Below are 17769 nucleotides of genomic sequence, written 5' to 3' on the forward strand. Positions count from 1 at the left end.
TGTGCGCTGTGTCGGCTGTGTATCTTGATCAGCCTTTGGCCGTTTGGGCGGCCACACCCCCATTTTTGAGATTGGCCCCACGAGGCGAATCCGAGCGTTTCTAAATAAAAAATTGAGGAGCACATCGATGCGCGTAATTCTGCTGGGAGCTCCCGGGGCCGGTAAAGGTACTCAGGCAAAGTTCATCACCGAAAAGTTCGGTATTCCACAGATCTCCACCGGTGACATGCTGCGTGCTGCGGTCAAGGCCGGCACCGAGCTGGGCCTGAAGGCCAAGAGCGTGATGGACAGCGGTGGCCTGGTGTCCGATGACCTGATCATCAACCTGGTCAAGGAACGCATCAGCCAGGCCGACTGCGCCAATGGCTTCCTGTTCGACGGCTTCCCGCGCACCATTCCCCAGGCCGAAGCGCTGGTGAAGGCCGGTGTCGAGCTGGACAACGTGGTGGAAATCGCCGTCGACGACGAAGAGATCGTCCAGCGCATCGCCGGTCGCCGTGTGCACGAGGCTTCGGGCCGGGTCTACCACACCGTCTACAACCCGCCGAAGATCGCTGGCAAGGATGACATCACCGGTGAAGACCTGGTGCAGCGCAAGGACGACACCGAGGAAACCGTGCGTCATCGCCTGTCGGTCTACCACTCGCAGACCAAGCCGCTGGTGGAGTTCTACCAGCAACTGGCTGCCACCCAGGGCAAGCCTAAGTACAGCCATATCCCTGGCGTCGGTTCGGTGGAAGTGATCACCGGCAAGGTACTCGAAGCCCTGAGCTGAGTTGCCTGAGCGTTTGATCGTTGAACGGCCCGCTTGCGGGCCGTTGCTGTTTATAATGCGTCACTTTTTTCAATGCCTATGGAACCCCGAATGAGCACCTTGCTGGCCCTGGACACCGCGACTGAAGCTTGCTCCGTTGCTTTGCTGCATGACGGCAAGGTCACGAGCCATTACGAGGTGATCCCGCGCCTGCATGCGCAGAAGCTGTTGCCGATGATCCAGGAACTGCTGGCCAATGCCGGGGTGACCTTGCAACAGGTCGAGGCCATTGCCTTTGGCCGTGGCCCGGGCGCCTTCACCGGGGTGCGCATCGCCATCGGCGTGGTGCAGGGCCTGGCCTTTGCCCTGGAGCGCCCGGTGCTGCCGGTATCCAACCTGGCGGTGCTGGCCCAGCGCGCTCTGCGCGAGCATGGCGCGACCCAGGTGGCTTCGGCCATCGATGCGCGCATGGATGAAGTCTATTGGGGCTGCTACCAGGAAGTTGCCGGCGAGATGCGCCTGGTGGGCGCGGAAGCGGTATTGCCGCCGGAAGTCGCGGCCCTGCCCGAAGGTTCCAGCGGCGACTGGTTCGGCGCGGGCACCGGTTGGGGGTATGGCGAGCGCATTGCCGTCGAACTCAGCGGCCAGGACGCCGGCATGCTGCCGCATGCGGTCGACCTGCTGACCCTGGCGCAATTTGCCTGGGAGCGCGGCGAGGCGATCGTTGCCGACCAGGCCCAACCTGTCTATCTGCGGGACAAGGTCGCTACTCCCAAGGCCCGTTGAACCCAGAACAAATGTGCGCGGTTATGCGGATAACTCCCGCATACGCCCGCCAATCGTCCGTTTTTTCAGCCTGAACCTGCCCGGTTTTAAACCTTTTGGCTTTTCTGTGTTCTAGTTATCACTTGGGCATTTGCTAAGTCGAAGCGGTGCCGCTAAATTGCCATCATCGACCCCGGGCTTTTCTGTATGCGTATAGACGGCATCTCCTCTCAGTCCTACCCCATCAAGCGCAAGCCTCGCAAAGGCCGTGCGCTGGTAGACGAGTCCCTGGACGATGCCGACGCCATTGAAGTGCAGCCCGAGCCTTCGGCCCAGAGCCGTTCCCAGGCTTCTTCCCCACGCACCGGTAATCTTCCCGCCCGCCCCCAGGACATGATCTTCCAGCGGGCGATGAAAAAGAGCGTGGCCAACGCCCTGGCCAGCTACCTGACCACCGCCGGCTTTGTCGATTGGGATATGGAAGTGGTGGGTCTCGACCTGCATATCTGATGCTGCCTTATTTCCTCGGTTGTCCTTCCTGGAGCGAAAACGCCTGGCGTGAGTACCTGTACCCGGAAGACGCCCGGCCCAATGATTTCCTCGGCCTGTATTGCCAGGTCTTCAACGCCGTCGAAGGCAATACCACCTTCTATGCACGGCCGGCGCCCGGAACCGTGCAGCGCTGGGCCGAGATCATGCCCGAGCACTTTCGCTTTACCGCCAAGTTCCCCGGTGACATCAGTCACGGCGGCGACCTGCGCGAGCAGTTGAGCGCCGCTGAGTCCTTTATCCAGCTGCTCAGCCCCCTGGGTGAGCGGGTGTCGCCGCTGTGGCTACAATTGCCGGCCAGCTTCGCGCCCCAGCGTCTGGCGGAACTGGCCGGGTTCATCGATGGCCTGGAGCGGCCGCTGGCGGTGGAAGTGCGGCACCCGGAGTTCTTCACCAAGGGCGATGCCGAGCGCATGCTCAACCGGCTGCTGCGCGAGCGTGGCGTGGAACGCATCTGCCTCGACCCGCGGGCCCTGTTCAGTTGCACGTCGACCGCTCCTGCGGTGCTGCATGCGCAGTCGAAAAAGCCCAAGGTGCCACCGCGCCCCGCAGCCTTCACCCAGTTTCCCCAGGTGCGTTTCATCGGTCATCCGGAGCTTGAGGCCAACGATCCTTTCCTTGAGCCCTGGATCGACAAGGTCGCCGGCTGGATCGAAGAGGGGCGTACGCCCTACGTGTTCCTGCACACTTCGGACAACCGTCTGGCGGCTGAACTGGCGCGGCGTTTTCACGCCCGGCTGATGCAACGTTTGCCTGGCTTGCCCGCATTGCCTGAGTTATACAGAGAGCCCGCTGCGGAGCAACTCGGCTTGCTCTGAAGCGCCTTCACGGCCTTCTTCAGGAGCGAGCCAATGGACGCGCAAACCCTTCGAGCCACTGCCTTCAGGGCCCTGCATGAACGTGCCGGAGCCTTCGTCATTCCCAACCCCTGGGATGCCGGTTCGGCGAAGATGCTCGCCAGCCTCGGCTTCGAGGCCCTGGCCACCACCAGCGCCGGCTATGCCTTTTCCCTGGGGCGCCCGGATGCCGAAGGTGCACTCAGCCTGGAGGACACGCTGGACAACGTGCGCAGCATCGTCGGCGCCAGCAGCCTGCCGGTAGCGGCGGACCTGGAAAACGGGTTTTCCGACAGCCCCGAAGGCTGTGCCCAGGCGCTGCTTCTTGCGGCGGCCAGCGGTGTGGTCGGTGCTTCGATCGAGGACGCCACGGGCCATGCCGAGCAGCCGATCTACGATTTCCAGCTGGCGGTGGAACGCATCGAGGCCTGCGTGGCGGCCGTTCGCAGTCTGCCCTTTCCCTTTACCCTGACCGCCCGGGCGGAAAACCTGCTGCACGGGCGTGATGATCTGGCAGACACCATTCGCCGCTTGCAGGCCTTTGCCGAGGCCGGTGCCGATGTGCTCTATGCCCCGGCCCTGGGCAGTGCCGAGGATATCCAGCAGGTGGTGCGAGCGGTGGCGCCCAAGCCGGTGAACGTGCTGATGTCGGGAGGCCTCAACCTCAGCGTGGCGCAACTGGCGGAGCTGGGCGTCAAGCGCATCAGTGTCGGTTCGGCCCTGGCGCGGGCCGCTTACGGAGCCTTCTACCGGGCTGCGCTAGATATCCATAGCCACGGGCGTTTCGATTTTGCCGACCGGGCGATGCCGTTCGGGCAGATCAATCAAATGTTCAAGCAGCCGTGAAACGGGAGTGTCTGTGCGGGTAGTGAAAGTCCTGGGCGCCTTGTTGTTGCTGGGCGCCCTGTTGTTGATCGGTGTTCGCCTGGGCTGGTTGCCCGTCGCGGACAGTTGGAATCCCTGGGCGCCGCTGGACGTGCGGGCCAAGCCCAACCTGTTGACCCGTTTCAAGCTGGCGCGGCTGCGGGATGACCCGCAACTGTGCGACCAGGTGCTGGCGGGCTCGGGTTTGCGTACCAGCCGCCAGCTCGACAGCCGCAGGGACGTCGCTTGCCCATTGAGCAATACCTTGCGTGTACAGGGTGGCGACGTGGCCCTGAGCAGCAGCTTTCTTGCCAGTTGCCCGCTGGCGGTGGCCTTTGCCCTGTATGAGCGCCACGGCCTGCAGTCGGCCGCGCAGGTGGTGTACGGCCAGCGGGTGGCGCGAGTCGATCACCTGGGCAGTTTCGCCTGCCGCAACATGTACAGCCGCGAGAGCGGTGCCCGCAGCCAGCATGCCAGTGCCAATGCCCTGGACATCGCCGGCTTTCGCCTGGGGGATGGGCGCAGCATCAGCGTGCTCCGGGATTGGCCCAAGGACAGCAATGAAGGCCGGTTTCTGCGCCTGGCCCGGGATGGCGCCTGTGATGCGTTCAACGTGGTGCTGGGGCCGGACTACAACAATGCCCATCGCAACCACTTTCATCTGGATGTAGGGCCTTGGTGGGTGTGTCGCTGAGGCTGGGCTCAGGCGGCGATGCGCAGGTTCTGCAGGATCAGTGGGCGGGCCCAGCCGATATCGAAGTCCATCGCCCGCTGTTGCTCGATGAGTTCCTGAGGCGGGAACGGCTCGGCGGGTTTGTCCAGCAGGTCCAGTTCGAATTCGGCGATCGGCAGGTGCAGTGGGCGGGGCTCCGGCGCAGGGCCTGGAGCAGGAATCGGCTGGCCGGCGTTGAGCACGATCGGGCGTACCCAGCCACTTTCGAAATCCTGCTGGCGCTGCTGGGCCACGATCTCTTCTGGCGGGAAGGGTGGGGCGGGTTTATCCAGCAGGTCCATTTCAAACTCGGCGATAGGCAGGAACAGCGGCTCCGGCGGGCGGACCTCGGTGTCTTGCACGTCGCAATGACGCTGGTTGACGATCTGCGCCAGCACATCGCTGCCGCCAGCCGGTTCAACCGGGCCATCGATGGCCACCGCCGGTACCGATTCAACGCTCGCACCTTCACCCCGTTGCTCGGCCAGGGCCTGGGCAAAAAAGTCCTGCCACAGATGGCTGACGCCGCTCAGTGCCTGGGAGTTGCGCAGGCCATAGTCGCCGTGGGGCGAGATATAACCTATCGATGTGCGTTGAATGTCTGACATTGCTCTCGGTCGACGCTTGAGCTCTGGCAAAATGGCCGATAGTCCTGTTATCGGCAGTTTTTGCCGATCATTAATTTTTTGAGTGTGTTTTCAGATGAATGAGCAACCCGCAGCCTGCCGCATCAAAGTCGAGGCCCTGGGCGCCGGATTCGCCCCAGCAGCCGAGCAATGGGCCGAGCGCCTGGGGCTGGCGCTGCAGGTCGATGAGGCCGAGTTCGCCTTGCAAGTGGGGGAGCAGGGCCTGCAGTTGCAGCAATTGGGGCCGGACGCGCCCGGGCCGGTACGGGTGGATTTCGTCGAGGGTGGTGCAGCCCATCGGCGGCTGTACGGCGGCGGCAGCGGGCAGATGATCGCCAAGGCGGTGGGCGTGGCCCAGGGCGTGCGACCACGGGTGCTGGATGCCACGGCCGGTCTGGGCAAGGATGGCTTCGTGCTGGCGACCCTGGGTTGCGAGATGAGCCTGATCGAGCGCCAGCCATTGATTGGTGCGCTATTGGAAGACGGCCTGGCCCGCGCTGCGCAGGACGCCGAGGTAGGGCCTATCGTGGCCCGCATGCACCTGCTCAAGGGCAATTCCATCGAGCTGATGCGCAACTGGCAGGGTGAACCGCCCCAGGTGATCTACCTCGACCCGATGTTTCCCCATCGGGAGAAAAGTGCCCTGGTGAAGAAGGAAATGCGCTTGTTCCGGCCACTGGTGGGCGATGACAACGACGCCCCGGCCCTGCTCGCCGCGGCCCTGGCCCTGGCCAGCCACCGGGTGGTGGTCAAGCGTCCGCGCAAGGCGCCGTGCATCGAAGGGCCCAAGCCCAGCCATGGACTGGAGGGCAAATCCAGCCGCTACGACATCTACCCGAAGAAGGCCCTCAAGGCCTGAGCCCCCTGTAGCAGCCAGCTTGCCGGCGAAGGCGGTCTTCAGTCCGCTTCGCTGGCAAGCCCGCTCCTACATCAGCCAGCGCTTGCACCTGCCGGTTTCTACGGCCGGTAGGCGCGGATGAACAGCGCCACCACTTCCTGCACATGCTCCTCTGCGGCGGCGCCCCTCAAGGGTTCGCCGCAGCCGTAGAGCAGGCGGAAATTCGCCCCGCCCTTGAGCATGCAGAAAAAGTGCTCGGCGGCGTTGCGCGGCTTGTCGATGCGCAGGGTGCCCAGCTGATTGATCTTCGCCAGCAGCCGCTCCATGCCCAGCAGCACCCGTTCGGGACCGGCCTCGATGAAGATCTGCGAGAGCTTGGGGTCCTGGCTGCCCAGCGTCATGATCAGGCGGTGCAGGTTCACCGACTCGTCGCTGTTGATCAGATGGTGAAAGCCCCGGGCGATGTTCAGCAGAACATTCTCCACCGGCGTGTCGGGGGTCAGTTCGTAGATCAGCGTGGGCAGCTGTTCTTCGCACTTGGCCACCACAGCGGCGGTGAACAAGGTCTCCTTGTCATTGAAATGGCTGTAGACCGTGAGCTTTGAAACCCCGGCCTCAGCGGCGACCGCATCCATGCTGGTACTGGCGTAGCCATTGCTCAAGAACAGGACTTTGGCTGCTTCGAGAATGGCCTGGCGCTTGGCCAGATCCTTGGGCCTGCCTGGCCCAACGTTTGCGGAAATATTGTCGGACATTTTTTCGCTGTTAATACTGGACTGGTGAGTTTGCTATTAATAACATACCGGCCAGTATAAATATTCCAAGCACCATTAGCGAAAGGTCGCCGCCATGTTCCGCTATGCCTTGCCAGTCAGCCTGGCTTTTTTTCTGTCTGCTTGTGGGCACGAAGAGCCCGTTCAAATTGGCATCCGGCCGGCCATGGTGGTCCAGCCAGAGCCCTCGGCAAGAGCTTCGGACAGCTACCCGGGCGAGGTGCGCGCCCGCTATGAGCCGGACCTGGCATTCCGTATCGGCGGCAAGGTCAGCCGACGGCTGGTGGAAGAGGGCGAGCGGGTCAAGGCCAACCAGCCCCTGGCGGAGCTCGACCCGCAGGACGTGCGCCTGCAACTTGAAGCCACCCGGGCCCAGGTCACTGCAGCCAGCGCCAACCTCAACCTGGTGCGCGCCGAGCGTGATCGCTACAAGACCCTGCTGGAGCGGCAGATGGTCAGCCATTCCCAATACGACAACGCCGAGAACCTCTACCGTTCCGGCGAAGCGCGCCTGAAGCAGATCAAGGCCGAGTTCGATGTGGCCAACAACCAGGCCGGCTACGCGGTGCTGCGCGCGCCGCAGGACGGCGTGGTGGCCAAGCGTGCGGTGGAAGTGGGGCAGGTGGTGGCGGCCGGGCAGACGGTCTTCACCCTGGCCACCGATGGCGAGCGTGAGGTGCTGATCAGCTTCCCCGAGCAGAACTACGGCCGCTTCAAGGTCGGCCAGCCGGTATCGGTGGAGCTCTGGACCCAGCCGGGCCAGCGTTTCGACGGGCGCATCCGCGAGCTGTCGCCTGCTGCCGATCCCAAGTCCCGGACCTTCGCCGCGCGTATTGCCTTCACTGCCGGCAAGGTTCCCGCCGAGCTGGGCCAGAGTGCCCGGGTGTTCATCCAGAGCGGCGATGCGGTGCCGCTGTCGGTGCCGCTGTCGGCGTTGTCCGCGGAAGGCGGGGCGACTTATGTCTGGCGGGTGGATGCCAACAATACCCTGCACAAGACCCCGGTGCGGGTCGGCGCCTTCGGCGAGAAGAGCGTGCCGGTGCTGGAAGGGCTGAGCGCCAGCGATTGGGTGGTGGCCGCGGGGGTGCATGTGCTCCATGAGGGCTTGCAGGTGCGCCCGGTGGATCGCTCCAACCGCGTGGTCAATCTGGCGGCCAAGGAGTAATCCCCGATGGGTTTCAACCTTTCCGCCTGGGCGTTGCGCAATCGCCAGATCGTTCTGTTCCTGATGCTGCTGCTGGCCATTGTCGGTGCGCTGTCCTACACCAAGCTGGGGCAGAGCGAGGATCCGCCTTTCACCTTCAAGGCCATGGTGATCCGCACCAACTGGCCCGGGGCCACGGCCCAGGAAGTCTCGCGCCAGGTCACCGAGCGCATTGAAAAGAAGCTGATGGAGACTGGCGAGTACGACCGCATCGTGTCCTTCTCGCGGCCGGGGGAGTCCCAGGTGACCTTCATCGCCCGGGACTCGATGCACTCCAACGAGGTTCCCGAGCTGTGGTACCAGGTACGCAAGAAGATCAGCGATATCCGGCAGACCCTGCCGCCCGGTATCCAGGGGCCGTTCTTCAACGATGAGTTCGGCACCACCTTCGGCAATATCTATGCGTTGACCGGGCAGGGCTTCGACTACGCGGTACTCAAGGACTACGCCGACCGCATCCAGATCCAGCTGCAACGGGTCAAGGACGTGGGCAAGGTCGACCTGCTGGGCCTGCAGGACGAGAAAATCTGGATCGAGCTGTCCAACGTCAAGCTGGCGACCCTGGGCCTGCCCCTGGCGGCGGTGCAGCAGGCCCTGGAAGAACAGAACGCAGTGTCCACCGCTGGGTTCTTCGAGACCCCGAGCGAGCGGGTGCAACTGCGGGTGTCGGGCAATTTCCAGACCGTGGAGCAGATCCGCAATTTCCCGATCCGCGTCGCCGGTCGTACCTTCCGTATCGGTGATGTGGCGGACGTGCGTCGTGGTTTCAACGATCCACCCGCGCCGCGCATGCGCTTCATGGGTGAAGACGCCATCGGCCTGGCTGTGGCGATGAAGGAGGGGGGTGACATCCTGGTGCTGGGCAAGGCCCTGGAAGGCGAGTTCTCGCGCCTGCAGAAAAGCCTGCCGGCGGGGATGGAACTGCGCAAGGTGTCCGACCAGCCGGCGGCGGTGAAGACCGGGGTGGGCGAGTTCGTCCGGGTGCTGGCCGAGGCCCTGATCATCGTGCTGCTGGTGAGTTTCTTCTCCCTGGGAGTGCGGACCGGGATGGTGGTGGCCCTGGCGATTCCCCTGGTGCTGGCGATGACCTTCGCCACCATGTACTACCTGGGGATCGGCCTGCACAAGATTTCCCTGGGAGCGCTGGTGCTGGCCCTGGGCTTGCTGGTGGACGACGCGATCATTGCGGTAGAGATGATGGCGATCAAGATGGAGCAGGGCTTCGACCGGATCAAGGCCGCCAGCTTCGCCTGGACCAGTACCGCCTTCCCCATGCTCACCGGCACCCTGATCACTGCGGCGGGCTTCCTGCCGATCGCCACGGCCCAGTCCGGCACGGGCGAATACACCCGTTCGATCTTCCAGGTGGTGACCATTGCCCTGGTGGCCTCGTGGATTGCAGCCGTGGTGTTCGTGCCGTACCTGGGGGAAAAACTGCTGCCGGACCTGGCGAAGATCCATGCCGCCAAGCACGGCGCCGAATCCAATCCCCACGGTACACCCTTCTACCAGCGGGTCCGGCGGGTAGTGGGCTGGTGCGTGGAGCGGCGCAAGACGGTGATCGTCCTGACCATCCTGCTGTTCGTAGGCTCGGTGATGCTGTTCCGTTTCGTTCCCCAGCAGTTCTTCCCGGCCTCGGGTCGCCTGGAACTGATGGTCGACCTGAAGCTGGCGGAAGGCGCGTCCCTGAGCAACACCGCCGATGAGGTCAAGCGTCTGGAAGCCCTGCTCAAGGAGCATGCGGGCATCGACAACTACGTGGCCTACGTGGGCACCGGTTCGCCGCGGTTCTACCTGCCGCTGGACCAGCAACTGCCCGCCACCAGCTTTGCCCAGTTCGTGGTGCTGGCCAAGAGCATCGAGGAGCGTGAAGAGCTGCGCGGCTGGTTGATCGAAACCCTCAACGAGCAGTTCCCGGCGCTGCGCTCGCGGGTCACGCGCCTGGAGAACGGGCCGCCCGTGGGCTACCCGGTGCAGTTCCGGGTCACCGGCGAGCACATCGAGGAAGTCCGCGCCCTGGCGCGCAAGGTAGCGGCCAAGGTGCGAGAGAACCCCCATGTGGTCAACGTGCACCTGGATTGGGAAGAGCCTAGCAAGGTGGTCTACCTGAACATCGACCAGGACCGGGCCCGGGCCTTGGGAGTGAGCACCGCCAACCTGTCGAAATTCCTCCAGAGTTCGCTGATCGGCTCCACCGTCAGCCAGTACCGGGAAGACAACGAGCTGATCGAGATCCTGCTGCGGGGCACCCGCGAGGAACGCACCGAGCTGTCGTTGCTGCCGAGCCTGGCGGTGCCTACCGAGAATGGCCAGAGCGTGTCCCTGTCCCAGGTGGCAACCCTGGAGTACGGCTTCGAAGAAGGGGTGATCTGGCACCGCAACCGCCTGCCCAACGTCACCGTGCGCGCCGACATCTACGGCAAGGAGCAGCCGGCGACCCTGGTGCAGCAGATCCTGCCGACCCTGGAGCCGGTTCGCGCCGAGCTGCCCGATGGCTACCTGCTGGAAGTGGGTGGCACGGTCGAGGACTCGACCCGGGGCCAGAACTCGGTGAAGGCCGGCGTGCCGCTGTTCATCGTGGTGGTGCTGACCTTGCTGATGATCCAGCTGCGCAGTTTCTCGCGCACGGCCATGGTGTTCCTCACGGCGCCCCTGGGATTGATCGGGGTCACCTTGTTCCTGCTGGTGTTCCGCCAGCCCTTCGGCTTCGTGGCCATGCTCGGCACCATTGCCCTGTCGGGGATGATCATGCGCAACTCGGTGATCCTGGTGGACCAGATCGAGCAGGACATCAAGGCGGGGCACAAGCCCTGGGATGCGATCATCGAAGCCACGGTGCGGCGTTTCCGGCCCATCGTGCTGACCGCCCTGGCGGCGGTGCTGGCGATGATCCCGCTGTCGCGCAGTGTATTCTTCGGGCCGATGGCAGTGGCCATCATGGGTGGGCTGATCGTGGCGACGGCGCTGACCCTGTTGTTTCTGCCGGCGCTGTATGCGGCCTGGTTCAGGGTCAAGAAAACCTAGGAACCGGTGTGCGGGAATACATCCTGTAGGAGCCGGCTTGCCGGCGAAGAGGCCCTTGGGGCAGGCGCTTGTCCTGGCGACGTCTTCGCCGGCAAGCTGGCTCCTACAGGTAGCGGGGAGGCTTACAGGGTGCCGAAGACTTTCTTGGCCAGGCTGGTGGCGGCTGCCGCCGGGTTCTGGCGAATGGTTTCTTCCTGCTTGCCGATCATTTCGAACAGGCCATTGAGGGCTTGTTCGGTCACGTAACTCTCGATGTTGGCGCTCTTGGCATCCAGCACGCCGAGCGTCGCAGCCTGGCCGGCGAAGGAGTTGTACTGCTTGGCCAGGCCGACCTGGTCAGTGGCCTGCTTGACGATCGGCAGGAACTTGGCGCGGATCTGCTCGCGGCTGCTCTTGTCCAGGTATTGGGTGGCGGAGTCCTTGCCGCCGGCAAGAATGCCCTTGGCGTCAGCCACGGTCATCTTCTTCACGGCATCCACCAACAGGGCCTGGGCTTGCGGGACAGCGGCCTCGGCAGCCTTGTTCATGCTGGTTTCAAGCTGATCGACCTGGTCGCCCATGCCGAACTGTTTCATTTTTTTCGCGACCTTGCCCAGGTTGCCTGGCAGCTCGATGCGCACCTCGGGGTTGTTGCTGAAACCACCTGGGGTGCCCAGCTGTTTGACGGCGATCTGCGCACCCTGGGTCAGGGCATCTTTCAGGCCACCGCTGGCGTCACCCTGGGACAGGTCGCTCAGGGACAGGGCCAGGGCGCTGGCGGAGATCAACAGACCAGCGCACAGGCTGGTGAAACGAAGCGAAGTACGGAGCATGGCGGCTTCCTTGTGCAATAAGCATTAACGAACAGCGTCGACCCGCAGCTTCAAGGGCTGCGGGTCGCTGCCGTCGAGTTTAACGGTGTTGTTTTCGGTGGTGATGAAGACCAGCTGGCCAGCCACTTCAATCCGCGCGCTGACCGAATAGCGGTGGCCGGGCTTGACCTGGGCCGGGTCGTAGCTGAGGTGAAAGGGCAGCGGCACCTGGCCCTTGACCGGACCACTCTGCTCGGCCAGGACCACGGCAGGGGCGTCGGCCAGTGACACGTCCTGCAGGCTCACGCTCAGGGTGGCGGCCGGAGGCAGGGCGATGCGCTGCAAGTAGAAGACTTCGCCGTCGAGGCTGGCCTTGGCAGCGGGATTCATGGACTGGCAAGCGCCGAGCAGCGCGGTGGCGGCCAGCAGGCTGAGCTTTTTCATCGCGGATCTCCGTATCGAGGGCGCCGCAGCTGCTCCGGCGCCCGTAAGAATCTAGTCGTTTTGCGCAGGTGCCGCGAGCTGGTCGGCGGCGTCTTCGCTGCGGTGCAGGGCGACCTGGCGGATCGACAGGCGAATTTCTGCCGGCAGCACGCGCTTGGCGGCACCTTCGGCCAGCTCCCCCAGCGCTTCGTGGTAGCTCAGCTTGCCGGCTTCGTCGCGGCGCAGCACACCCTGGTCCAGCAGGGTCTGGATAAAGTGGCGGAACAGGCTCTTGTCGAAGAACTCCGGGGCATTGAGGCCATGCAGGATCGACAGGCGCTGGGCCATGACCGTGCACAGGTCTTCCAGCTCCTCGGCGCTGATGCTGTTCTGGCCGCTGTTGAGCAACAGGGAAATAGCCATGTAGAAGCGTTGCAGGGTCTGGGCAATGCTCTTGGACAGCAAGGTCAGCAGGACGAAATGCCGCGAGCTTGGGGCCGGACGCTGGTACAGGTCCTTCTCGAAGCGCAGCAGGCCCTGTTCGACAAAGGCCTCCAGCCACTGGTCCACCACCGCGTCCAGCTCATCCAGCGGCCAGCGGATGAACAGCTCCGATTGCAGGTAGGGATAGAGCGCGCGGGTATAGCGCAGGATCTGTTCGCGGCTCATGCGCGACGAGCTCTGGAAGAAGCTCGCCAGCAACGCCGGCAGGGCGAAGATGTGCAGCACGTTGTTGCGGTAGTAGGTCATCAGGACGGCGTTCTGCTCGTCCAGGTAGAGGATCTTGCCCAGGGCGTCGCTCTGTTCGGCCAGCAGGTCCATGTCCTTGACGTGCTGGATCAGAGCCCGGCCGTCGCCTTCGGGCAAGGTGGTGTGGGGCGAGTAGGGCACGCGACGCAGTAGCGCCAGGTACAGGTCCAGGACCCGCGCCATGGCGCGGTCGTCCAGGGCCAGGCGGGTGGTGGAGAGCAGGGCCAGGGCCACCAGGTTCACCGGGTTGATCGCCGCGGCTTCGTTGAGGTGCTGGGCCACCCGCTCGCCGAGACGGTTGGTGGTTTCATTGAGCCAGGCCGGGCGGTACTGCGGGCCCAGCTCCTGGGTCCGCCAGTCCGGCTGTTCCTGGTCGAGGAATTCCGCCAGCTTGATCGGTTCGCCGAAGTTCACTGCCACCTGGCCGAAGCGCTGCTTGAGGGCGCCGATGACCTTGAAGATGTCGAAAATCGACTCTTTCTTCTTGCTCGCGCCGCGCAGCTCGCCCAGGTAGGTCCGGCCTTCCAGCACCCTTTCATAGCCGATGTACACCGGTACGAAGACGATGGGCATGCGCGAGGAGCGCAGGAAGCTGCGCAGGGTGATGGCCAGCATCCCGGTCTTGGGTTGCAGCATGCGCCCGGTGCGCGAACGGCCGCCCTCGACGAAGTACTCCACCGGGAAACCCTTGGTGAACAAGGTGTGCAGGTATTCGTTGAACACCGAGGTGTAGAGCGGGTTGCCCTTGAAGGTGCGGCGCATGAAGAAGGCCCCGCCGCGACGCAGCAGGCCGCCGATCACCGGCATGTTGAGGTTGATCCCGGCGGCGATGTGCGGCGGGGTCAGGCCGTTGCGAAACAGCAGGTAGGACAGCAGCAGGTAGTCGATATGGCTGCGGTGGCAGGGCACGTAGATCACTTCGTGGCCCTGGGCGATCTTCTGCACGCCTTCGAGGTGGTTGACCTTGATCCCGTCGTAGATCTTGTTCCAGAACCAGCTCAGCACCACTTCCAGGAAGCGGATCGCGGTGTAGGTGTAGTCCGAGGCGATCTCGTTGCCGTAGCGCAGGGCCTGGGCCTTGGCTTTTTCCGGGGAAATCTTTTCGCGCTCGGCCTCGTCGAGGATCGCCTGTTTCACCAGGGGCTGGTTCAGCAGGCCCTTGACCAGGTTGCGCCGGTGGGAAATGTCCGGGCCGATGACCGCAGCCTTGAGGTTGCGAAAGTGCACCCGCAGGATGCGCTGGGCCATGCGCACGGTGCGCTCGTGGCCCTTGTTGTGCTCGATCAGCTCGCGCAGGTTGATCGGTGCGGAGAACTGCACTCGGGTCTTGCGTCCCAGGATCATGATGCTCAGCAGCCGGCGCAGGCGCCCGGTGACCGCCCAGCTGTCGGCGAACAGCAGCTTCCACGGGCTCGATTCGCTGTCCGGCGACTGGCCCCAGAACACGCTGACCGGAATGATCTGTGCATCTTCGGCGGCATTCTGGGTCAGGGCGCTGACCAGCCGGGTCAGGGTCGGTGGCGCCCCGCGCTTGTCCTGGCGACCAAGCCAGTCGGGCTCCGGGGTCAGGTAGAAGAAGGCCGCCGGCTCCAGCAGGTTGCCCACCGAGACCGGCAGTACCGGACGTGGCAGCCCGGCCTTGGTGCATTCGGTATCGACCACGGCGAGATCGGTCAGGGACGGGTTTTGCAGGACGTAGAACACCGGTCGGCTGCGGTCGAGGTCGAGGGTGAAGGACGACTGGTTGATGGTTTCCGAGCGGACCCAGAGGTACAGCAGTCGGCGCAAGGTGCCAAACACAAGACGGCGGATCGGGGAGCGGGTCATACGGCTTCTGCGTGAGTGAGTAGAAAACCGAGCAACTGCTCGGGGCCGGTAGTGTGCCGGATTCGCCGAAAATCGGCAAAAAAGCGCCGAAACAAGATTGAGTTGAGAGTTTTTACGCCTGTCATATACTCGGCCGACTCTCCCGCGGTCGTATCGCTTTCACTCATAGAGAGGCAGGCTGGGGGAAAGTTCTCAGGGTTTGGTTGCAGTGCGCCAATCCAATAATAAAAAAATGAGGTATGGATTCATGACTACTCGTGAGACAGGCAACGTGAAGTGGTTCAACGACGCCAAGGGCTACGGTTTTATCCAGCGTGAAGGCGGGGCGGACGTATTTGTCCACTACCGGGCGATCCGTGGCGAAGGCCACCGCTCCCTGACCGAAGGCCAGCAGGTGGAATACGCTGTGGTCGAAGGCCAGAAAGGTCTGCAAGCCGAAGACGTCGTCGGCCTGTAACCCACCCTGTAGGAGCTGGCTTGCCAGCGAAGGCGCCCGTCTATCGAACGCAAGTCTTGAAGGCCTCTTCGCCGGCAAGCCGGCTCCTACGGGTATGCACTGTTCAGGCAGTGCGCCAGGTAATCTCTTCTTCACCGTCGGCGCTGATGCGAATCCAGCGATCGGCGGACTCTTCACCCTCTTCCTCGACCCAGCTGCCCGGTGCGCAGCGCACCTCCACATTCAACGCGGCAAAGGCGGCGCGGGCGCAGGCGATGTCGTCATCCCACGGGGTCTGGTCGCTTTCCAGGTACAGGCTGTTCCACTTGCCCACGGCCTTGGGCAGCCAGGTCACGGGCACCTGGCCTGCGGTGCATTTGTAGGTCTGGCCTTTTTGTACCCAGTCGCTGCACGGGCCAAGCACGGCGCCAAGCCAGGCGGCGATGGCCTTGTAGTCGACGTCGGCGTCTTTCAGGTAAATCTCGATATCGGGCTGGCGCATGGATGTCCTCATTGCCGGTCTGAAAAATCCATTCGCGGATTTCTTCGGCCGCGAGCACAGGCTCGGGGCCTTGGGTTTTAGTGGGTTATTGCAGCACGAAGTAATCGTAGCGCATCGATACGCTGACCTCGAAAGGCTCGGCCTGCTCGATCACCGCGGCGCGGCGCTCGGCGCTGGCGCGCCAGCCGTGGGGCGTCATGGCCAGCAGGTTGGCGCGGTCTTGCGGGCGTTCCAGGTGCAGCTTGAACTCCAGGGTTTCGCTGTGGGCCAGGGCCATGCCTTCGGGCACCAGGGCCAGGTGCTTGTCGTCGGTGTATTCGCGCACTTCGTCGTACAGGCGTTCGCGCAGTTCCATCAGGTGGCCGCTGGTGGGACCTACCTTCATCAGGCCGCCGCCGGGGCTGAGCAGGCGCTTGGCCTCCAGCCAGTCGAGGGGGCTGAAGACGCTGGCCAGGAACTGGCAGCTGGCGTCCGCCAGGGGGATGCGCGCCATGCTGGCGACCATCCAGGTCAGTTGCGGGGCACGACGGCAGGCGCGCTTCACCGCCTCCCGGGAAATATCCAGGGCGTAGCCATCGGCAGCGGGCAGGGCCTGGGCCAGTTGCGCGGTGTAGTAACCCTCGCCACAGCCGATGTCGACCCAGCGCTGGGGCGCGCGTTCTGCCGCCAGCTCCGCCAGGCGCCGGGCCACCGGGGCGTAATGCCCGGCGTTGAGAAAGTCGCGGCGGGCCTCGACCATGGCCTGGTTGTCGCCCGGGTCACGGCTGTTCTTGTGCTGCACCGGCAGCAGGTTCAGGTAGCCCTGGCGTGCCCGGTCGAAACGATGCCCGGCCGGGCAGACCACGCCGTTGTCCACGACGTTCAGCGGGGCACTGCAGAGAGGACAGGCAAGCATCAGGCGAGCAACTTGATCAGGGTCTGGTAGTAGATTTCGGTCAGCACATCGAGGTCGCTGGCCAGTACCCGCTCGTTGACCTGATGGATGGTGGCGTTGACCGGGCCCAGTTCCACCACCTGGGTGCCCAGGGTGGCGATGAAGCGCCCGTCGGAGGTGCCGCCACTGGTGGAGGCCTTGGTGTCGCGCCCGGTGACCTGCTTGATGCTGGCCGATACCGCGTCCAGCAGGGCGCCGGGTTCGGTGAGGAACGGCAGGCCGGACAGGGCCCACTCCACATGCCAGTCCAGGCCGTGCTTGTCGAGGATGGCCGCGACCCGCTGCTGCAGGCCTTCCACCGTGGATTCGGTGGAGAAGCGGAAGTTGAACAGCGCGGTCAGTTCACCGGGAATCACGTTGGTGGCGCCGGTGCCGGAATTGAGGTTGGAGATCTGGAAACTGGTGGGTGGGAAGAAGGCGTTGCCGTCATCCCAGTGCTCCGCCGCCAGCTCCGCCAGGGCTGCGGCCGCCAGGTGGATCGGGTTCTTCGCCAGGTGCGGGTAGGCCACGTGGCCCTGTACCCCGCGCACGGTGAGCTTGGCGCCGAGGGAGCCGCGGCGGCCGTTCTTGACCACGTCGCCCACCAGGCTGGTGCTCGAAGGCTCACCGACGATGCACCAGTCCAGGCGCTCCTTGCGTGCCGCCAGGCGCTCCACCACGGCCTTGGTGCCATGGTGCGCGGGGCCTTCTTCGTCGCTGGTGATGAGGAAGGCTACCGAGCCCTTGTGGTCCGGGTAGTCGGCGACGAAACGCTCAGCGGCCACCAGCATGGCCGCCAGGCTGCCCTTCATGTCCGCTGCGCCACGGCCGCAGAGCATGCCGTGCTCGTCGATCAGAGCGTCGAACGGGTCGTTCTGCCAGGCCTGGACCGGGCCGGTAGGCACCACGTCGGTGTGGCCGGCAAAACACAGCACCGGGCCTTCATGCTGGCCATGGCTGGCCCAGAAGTTGTCCACGTCCTCGATGCGCATCGGTTCCAGCTTGAAGCCGGCATCCCCCAGGCGCTGCATCATCAGCTTCTGGCAGTCGGCGTCGATCGGCGTCACCGAGGGGCGACGGATCAGATCACAGGCAAGTTGCAGGGTCGGCGAAAGCTCGGCATGGGCCGTCATGGGTAACTCCGGTGCAAGGCATTGTGCAGGAGCCGGCGGGGCGGCGAGG

At 64.2% G+C, this 17769-nt stretch carries 18 protein-coding genes; 10 read left to right on the forward strand and 8 right to left on the reverse strand.

Annotation, left to right across the window (positions count from 1 at the left end; translation table 11 throughout):
* Positions 1 to 127 precede the first annotated feature (127 nt).
* The 6 genes from adk (at position 128) to AC07R1_RS14695 (ending at position 4462) form a co-directional block, all read left to right on the forward strand.
* Positions 128 to 775, forward strand: coding sequence for an adenylate kinase (adk, locus tag AC07R1_RS14670; RefSeq protein WP_015634313.1), 648 nt, complete (start codon positions 128 to 130; stop codon positions 773 to 775).
* Between the two features lie 90 nt (positions 776 to 865).
* A complete protein-coding gene (gene tsaB, locus AC07R1_RS14675; protein WP_019093910.1) occupies positions 866 to 1540 on the forward strand; it encodes a tRNA (adenosine(37)-N6)-threonylcarbamoyltransferase complex dimerization subunit type 1 TsaB in 675 nt (224 codons plus the stop codon).
* A gap of 186 nt (positions 1541 to 1726) precedes the next feature.
* A complete protein-coding gene (locus tag AC07R1_RS14680) occupies positions 1727 to 2029 on the forward strand; it encodes a hypothetical protein (RefSeq protein WP_015634315.1) in 303 nt (100 codons plus the stop codon).
* On the forward strand, positions 2026 to 2886 hold the full coding sequence (locus AC07R1_RS14685; protein WP_026020060.1) for a DUF72 domain-containing protein: 861 nt from the start codon (positions 2026 to 2028) through the stop codon (positions 2884 to 2886). Before AC07R1_RS14680 ends, AC07R1_RS14685 begins: the two co-directional genes overlap by 4 nt.
* Positions 2887 to 2919: 33 nt before the next feature.
* On the forward strand, positions 2920 to 3750 hold the full coding sequence (locus AC07R1_RS14690; protein ID WP_015634316.1) for an isocitrate lyase/PEP mutase family protein: 831 nt from the start codon (positions 2920 to 2922) through the stop codon (positions 3748 to 3750).
* A 13-nt stretch (positions 3751 to 3763) separates the two neighbouring features.
* Positions 3764 to 4462: an extensin-like domain-containing protein gene (locus AC07R1_RS14695; RefSeq protein ID WP_495110645.1), complete on the forward strand. Its 699-nt coding sequence runs from the start codon at positions 3764 to 3766 to the stop codon at positions 4460 to 4462.
* Between the two features lie 8 nt (positions 4463 to 4470).
* Here AC07R1_RS14695 and AC07R1_RS14700 read toward each other — a convergent pair whose 3' ends face one another.
* Positions 4471 to 5088 carry a hypothetical protein gene (locus tag AC07R1_RS14700; RefSeq protein WP_015634318.1) on the reverse strand — a complete coding sequence of 206 codons (618 nt, stop codon included), beginning with the start codon at positions 5086 to 5088 and terminating at the stop codon, positions 4471 to 4473.
* A gap of 94 nt (positions 5089 to 5182) precedes the next feature.
* On the opposite strand from AC07R1_RS14700, the gene AC07R1_RS14705 reads away from it, so the two are divergent.
* A complete protein-coding gene (locus AC07R1_RS14705; RefSeq protein ID WP_011059503.1) occupies positions 5183 to 5965 on the forward strand; it encodes a class I SAM-dependent methyltransferase in 783 nt (260 codons plus the stop codon).
* Positions 5966 to 6063: 98 nt separating this feature from the next.
* On the opposite strand, the gene AC07R1_RS14710 is transcribed toward AC07R1_RS14705, so the two are convergent.
* The gene (locus AC07R1_RS14710; RefSeq protein ID WP_015634319.1) at positions 6064 to 6699 is read right to left on the reverse strand and encodes a TetR/AcrR family transcriptional regulator; all 636 of its coding nucleotides are present in this window, start codon (positions 6697 to 6699) and stop codon (positions 6064 to 6066) included.
* 94 nt (positions 6700 to 6793) lie between these two features.
* Here AC07R1_RS14710 and AC07R1_RS14715 point away from each other — a divergent pair, with 94 nt between their 5' ends.
* Positions 6794 to 7882 (forward strand): efflux RND transporter periplasmic adaptor subunit, encoded by a 1089-nt coding sequence (locus AC07R1_RS14715; protein ID WP_011059505.1) that lies wholly within the window; start codon positions 6794 to 6796, stop codon positions 7880 to 7882.
* Between the two features lie 6 nt (positions 7883 to 7888).
* Positions 7889 to 10945 carry an efflux RND transporter permease subunit gene (locus tag AC07R1_RS14720; RefSeq protein WP_011059506.1) on the forward strand — a complete coding sequence of 1019 codons (3057 nt, stop codon included), beginning with the start codon at positions 7889 to 7891 and terminating at the stop codon, positions 10943 to 10945.
* A 122-nt stretch (positions 10946 to 11067) separates the two neighbouring features.
* On the opposite strand, the gene AC07R1_RS14725 is transcribed toward AC07R1_RS14720, so the two are convergent.
* Genes AC07R1_RS14725 through plsB form a run of 3 tightly spaced genes read right to left on the reverse strand, consistent with a single transcriptional unit; the run spans position 11068 to position 14736 of the window.
* On the reverse strand, positions 11068 to 11757 hold the full coding sequence (locus tag AC07R1_RS14725; RefSeq protein WP_011059507.1) for a DUF4197 domain-containing protein: 690 nt from the start codon (positions 11755 to 11757) through the stop codon (positions 11068 to 11070).
* 24 nt (positions 11758 to 11781) lie between these two features.
* Positions 11782 to 12180, reverse strand: a complete 399-nt coding sequence (locus AC07R1_RS14730; RefSeq protein WP_123430119.1) for a YbaY family lipoprotein — start codon at positions 12178 to 12180, stop codon at positions 11782 to 11784.
* A 51-nt stretch (positions 12181 to 12231) separates the two neighbouring features.
* A complete protein-coding gene (gene plsB / locus AC07R1_RS14735) occupies positions 12232 to 14736 on the reverse strand; it encodes a glycerol-3-phosphate 1-O-acyltransferase PlsB (protein WP_011059509.1) in 2505 nt (834 codons plus the stop codon).
* Between the two features lie 247 nt (positions 14737 to 14983).
* On the opposite strand from plsB, the gene AC07R1_RS14740 reads away from it, so the two are divergent.
* Entirely contained in the window at positions 14984 to 15193 is a 210-nt protein-coding gene (locus AC07R1_RS14740; protein WP_011059510.1) for a cold-shock protein, read from the forward strand.
* 103 nt (positions 15194 to 15296) lie between these two features.
* Here the strand turns inward: AC07R1_RS14740 and AC07R1_RS14745 are convergent, their stop codons facing one another.
* The 3 genes from AC07R1_RS14745 to dapE form a co-directional block, all read right to left on the reverse strand.
* Entirely contained in the window at positions 15297 to 15674 is a 378-nt protein-coding gene (locus AC07R1_RS14745) for a hypothetical protein (protein ID WP_011059511.1), read from the reverse strand.
* An 85-nt stretch (positions 15675 to 15759) separates the two neighbouring features.
* Positions 15760 to 16569 carry a putative RNA methyltransferase gene (locus AC07R1_RS14750; protein WP_019093669.1) on the reverse strand — a complete coding sequence of 270 codons (810 nt, stop codon included), beginning with the start codon at positions 16567 to 16569 and terminating at the stop codon, positions 15760 to 15762.
* On the reverse strand, positions 16569 to 17720 hold the full coding sequence (dapE, locus tag AC07R1_RS14755; RefSeq protein WP_015634323.1) for a succinyl-diaminopimelate desuccinylase: 1152 nt from the start codon (positions 17718 to 17720) through the stop codon (positions 16569 to 16571). Before dapE ends, AC07R1_RS14750 begins: the two co-directional genes overlap by 1 nt.
* Between the last annotated feature and the right edge of the window lie 49 nt (positions 17721 to 17769).

It is taken from the genome of Pseudomonas sp. GW821-FHT07F01, assembly GCF_059418825.1.

Excerpts from the sequence above, each read along its gene's own strand:
- adk (WP_015634313.1), top strand. The coding sequence starts at position 128 with ATGCGCGTAATTCTGCTGGGAGCTCCCGGGGCCGGTAAAGGTACTCAG.
- tsaB (WP_019093910.1), top strand. The coding sequence starts at position 866 with ATGAGCACCTTGCTGGCCCTGGACACCGCGACTGAAGCTTGCTCCGTT.
- AC07R1_RS14680 (WP_015634315.1), top strand. The coding sequence starts at position 1,727 with ATGCGTATAGACGGCATCTCCTCTCAGTCCTACCCCATCAAGCGCAAG.
- AC07R1_RS14690 (WP_015634316.1), top strand. The coding sequence starts at position 2,920 with ATGGACGCGCAAACCCTTCGAGCCACTGCCTTCAGGGCCCTGCATGAA.
- AC07R1_RS14700 (WP_015634318.1), bottom strand. The coding sequence starts at position 5,088 with ATGTCAGACATTCAACGCACATCGATAGGTTATATCTCGCCCCACGGC.
- AC07R1_RS14705 (WP_011059503.1), top strand. The coding sequence starts at position 5,183 with ATGAATGAGCAACCCGCAGCCTGCCGCATCAAAGTCGAGGCCCTGGGC.
- AC07R1_RS14710 (WP_015634319.1), bottom strand. The coding sequence starts at position 6,699 with ATGTCCGACAATATTTCCGCAAACGTTGGGCCAGGCAGGCCCAAGGAT.
- AC07R1_RS14715 (WP_011059505.1), top strand. The coding sequence starts at position 6,794 with ATGTTCCGCTATGCCTTGCCAGTCAGCCTGGCTTTTTTTCTGTCTGCT.
- AC07R1_RS14720 (WP_011059506.1), top strand. The coding sequence starts at position 7,889 with ATGGGTTTCAACCTTTCCGCCTGGGCGTTGCGCAATCGCCAGATCGTT.
- AC07R1_RS14725 (WP_011059507.1), bottom strand. The coding sequence starts at position 11,757 with ATGCTCCGTACTTCGCTTCGTTTCACCAGCCTGTGCGCTGGTCTGTTG.
- AC07R1_RS14730 (WP_123430119.1), bottom strand. The coding sequence starts at position 12,180 with ATGAAAAAGCTCAGCCTGCTGGCCGCCACCGCGCTGCTCGGCGCTTGC.
- plsB (WP_011059509.1), bottom strand. The coding sequence starts at position 14,736 with ATGACCCGCTCCCCGATCCGCCGTCTTGTGTTTGGCACCTTGCGCCGA.
- AC07R1_RS14740 (WP_011059510.1), top strand. The coding sequence starts at position 14,984 with ATGACTACTCGTGAGACAGGCAACGTGAAGTGGTTCAACGACGCCAAG.
- AC07R1_RS14745 (WP_011059511.1), bottom strand. The coding sequence starts at position 15,674 with ATGCGCCAGCCCGATATCGAGATTTACCTGAAAGACGCCGACGTCGAC.
- AC07R1_RS14750 (WP_019093669.1), bottom strand. The coding sequence starts at position 16,569 with ATGCTTGCCTGTCCTCTCTGCAGTGCCCCGCTGAACGTCGTGGACAAC.
- dapE (WP_015634323.1), bottom strand. The coding sequence starts at position 17,720 with ATGACGGCCCATGCCGAGCTTTCGCCGACCCTGCAACTTGCCTGTGAT.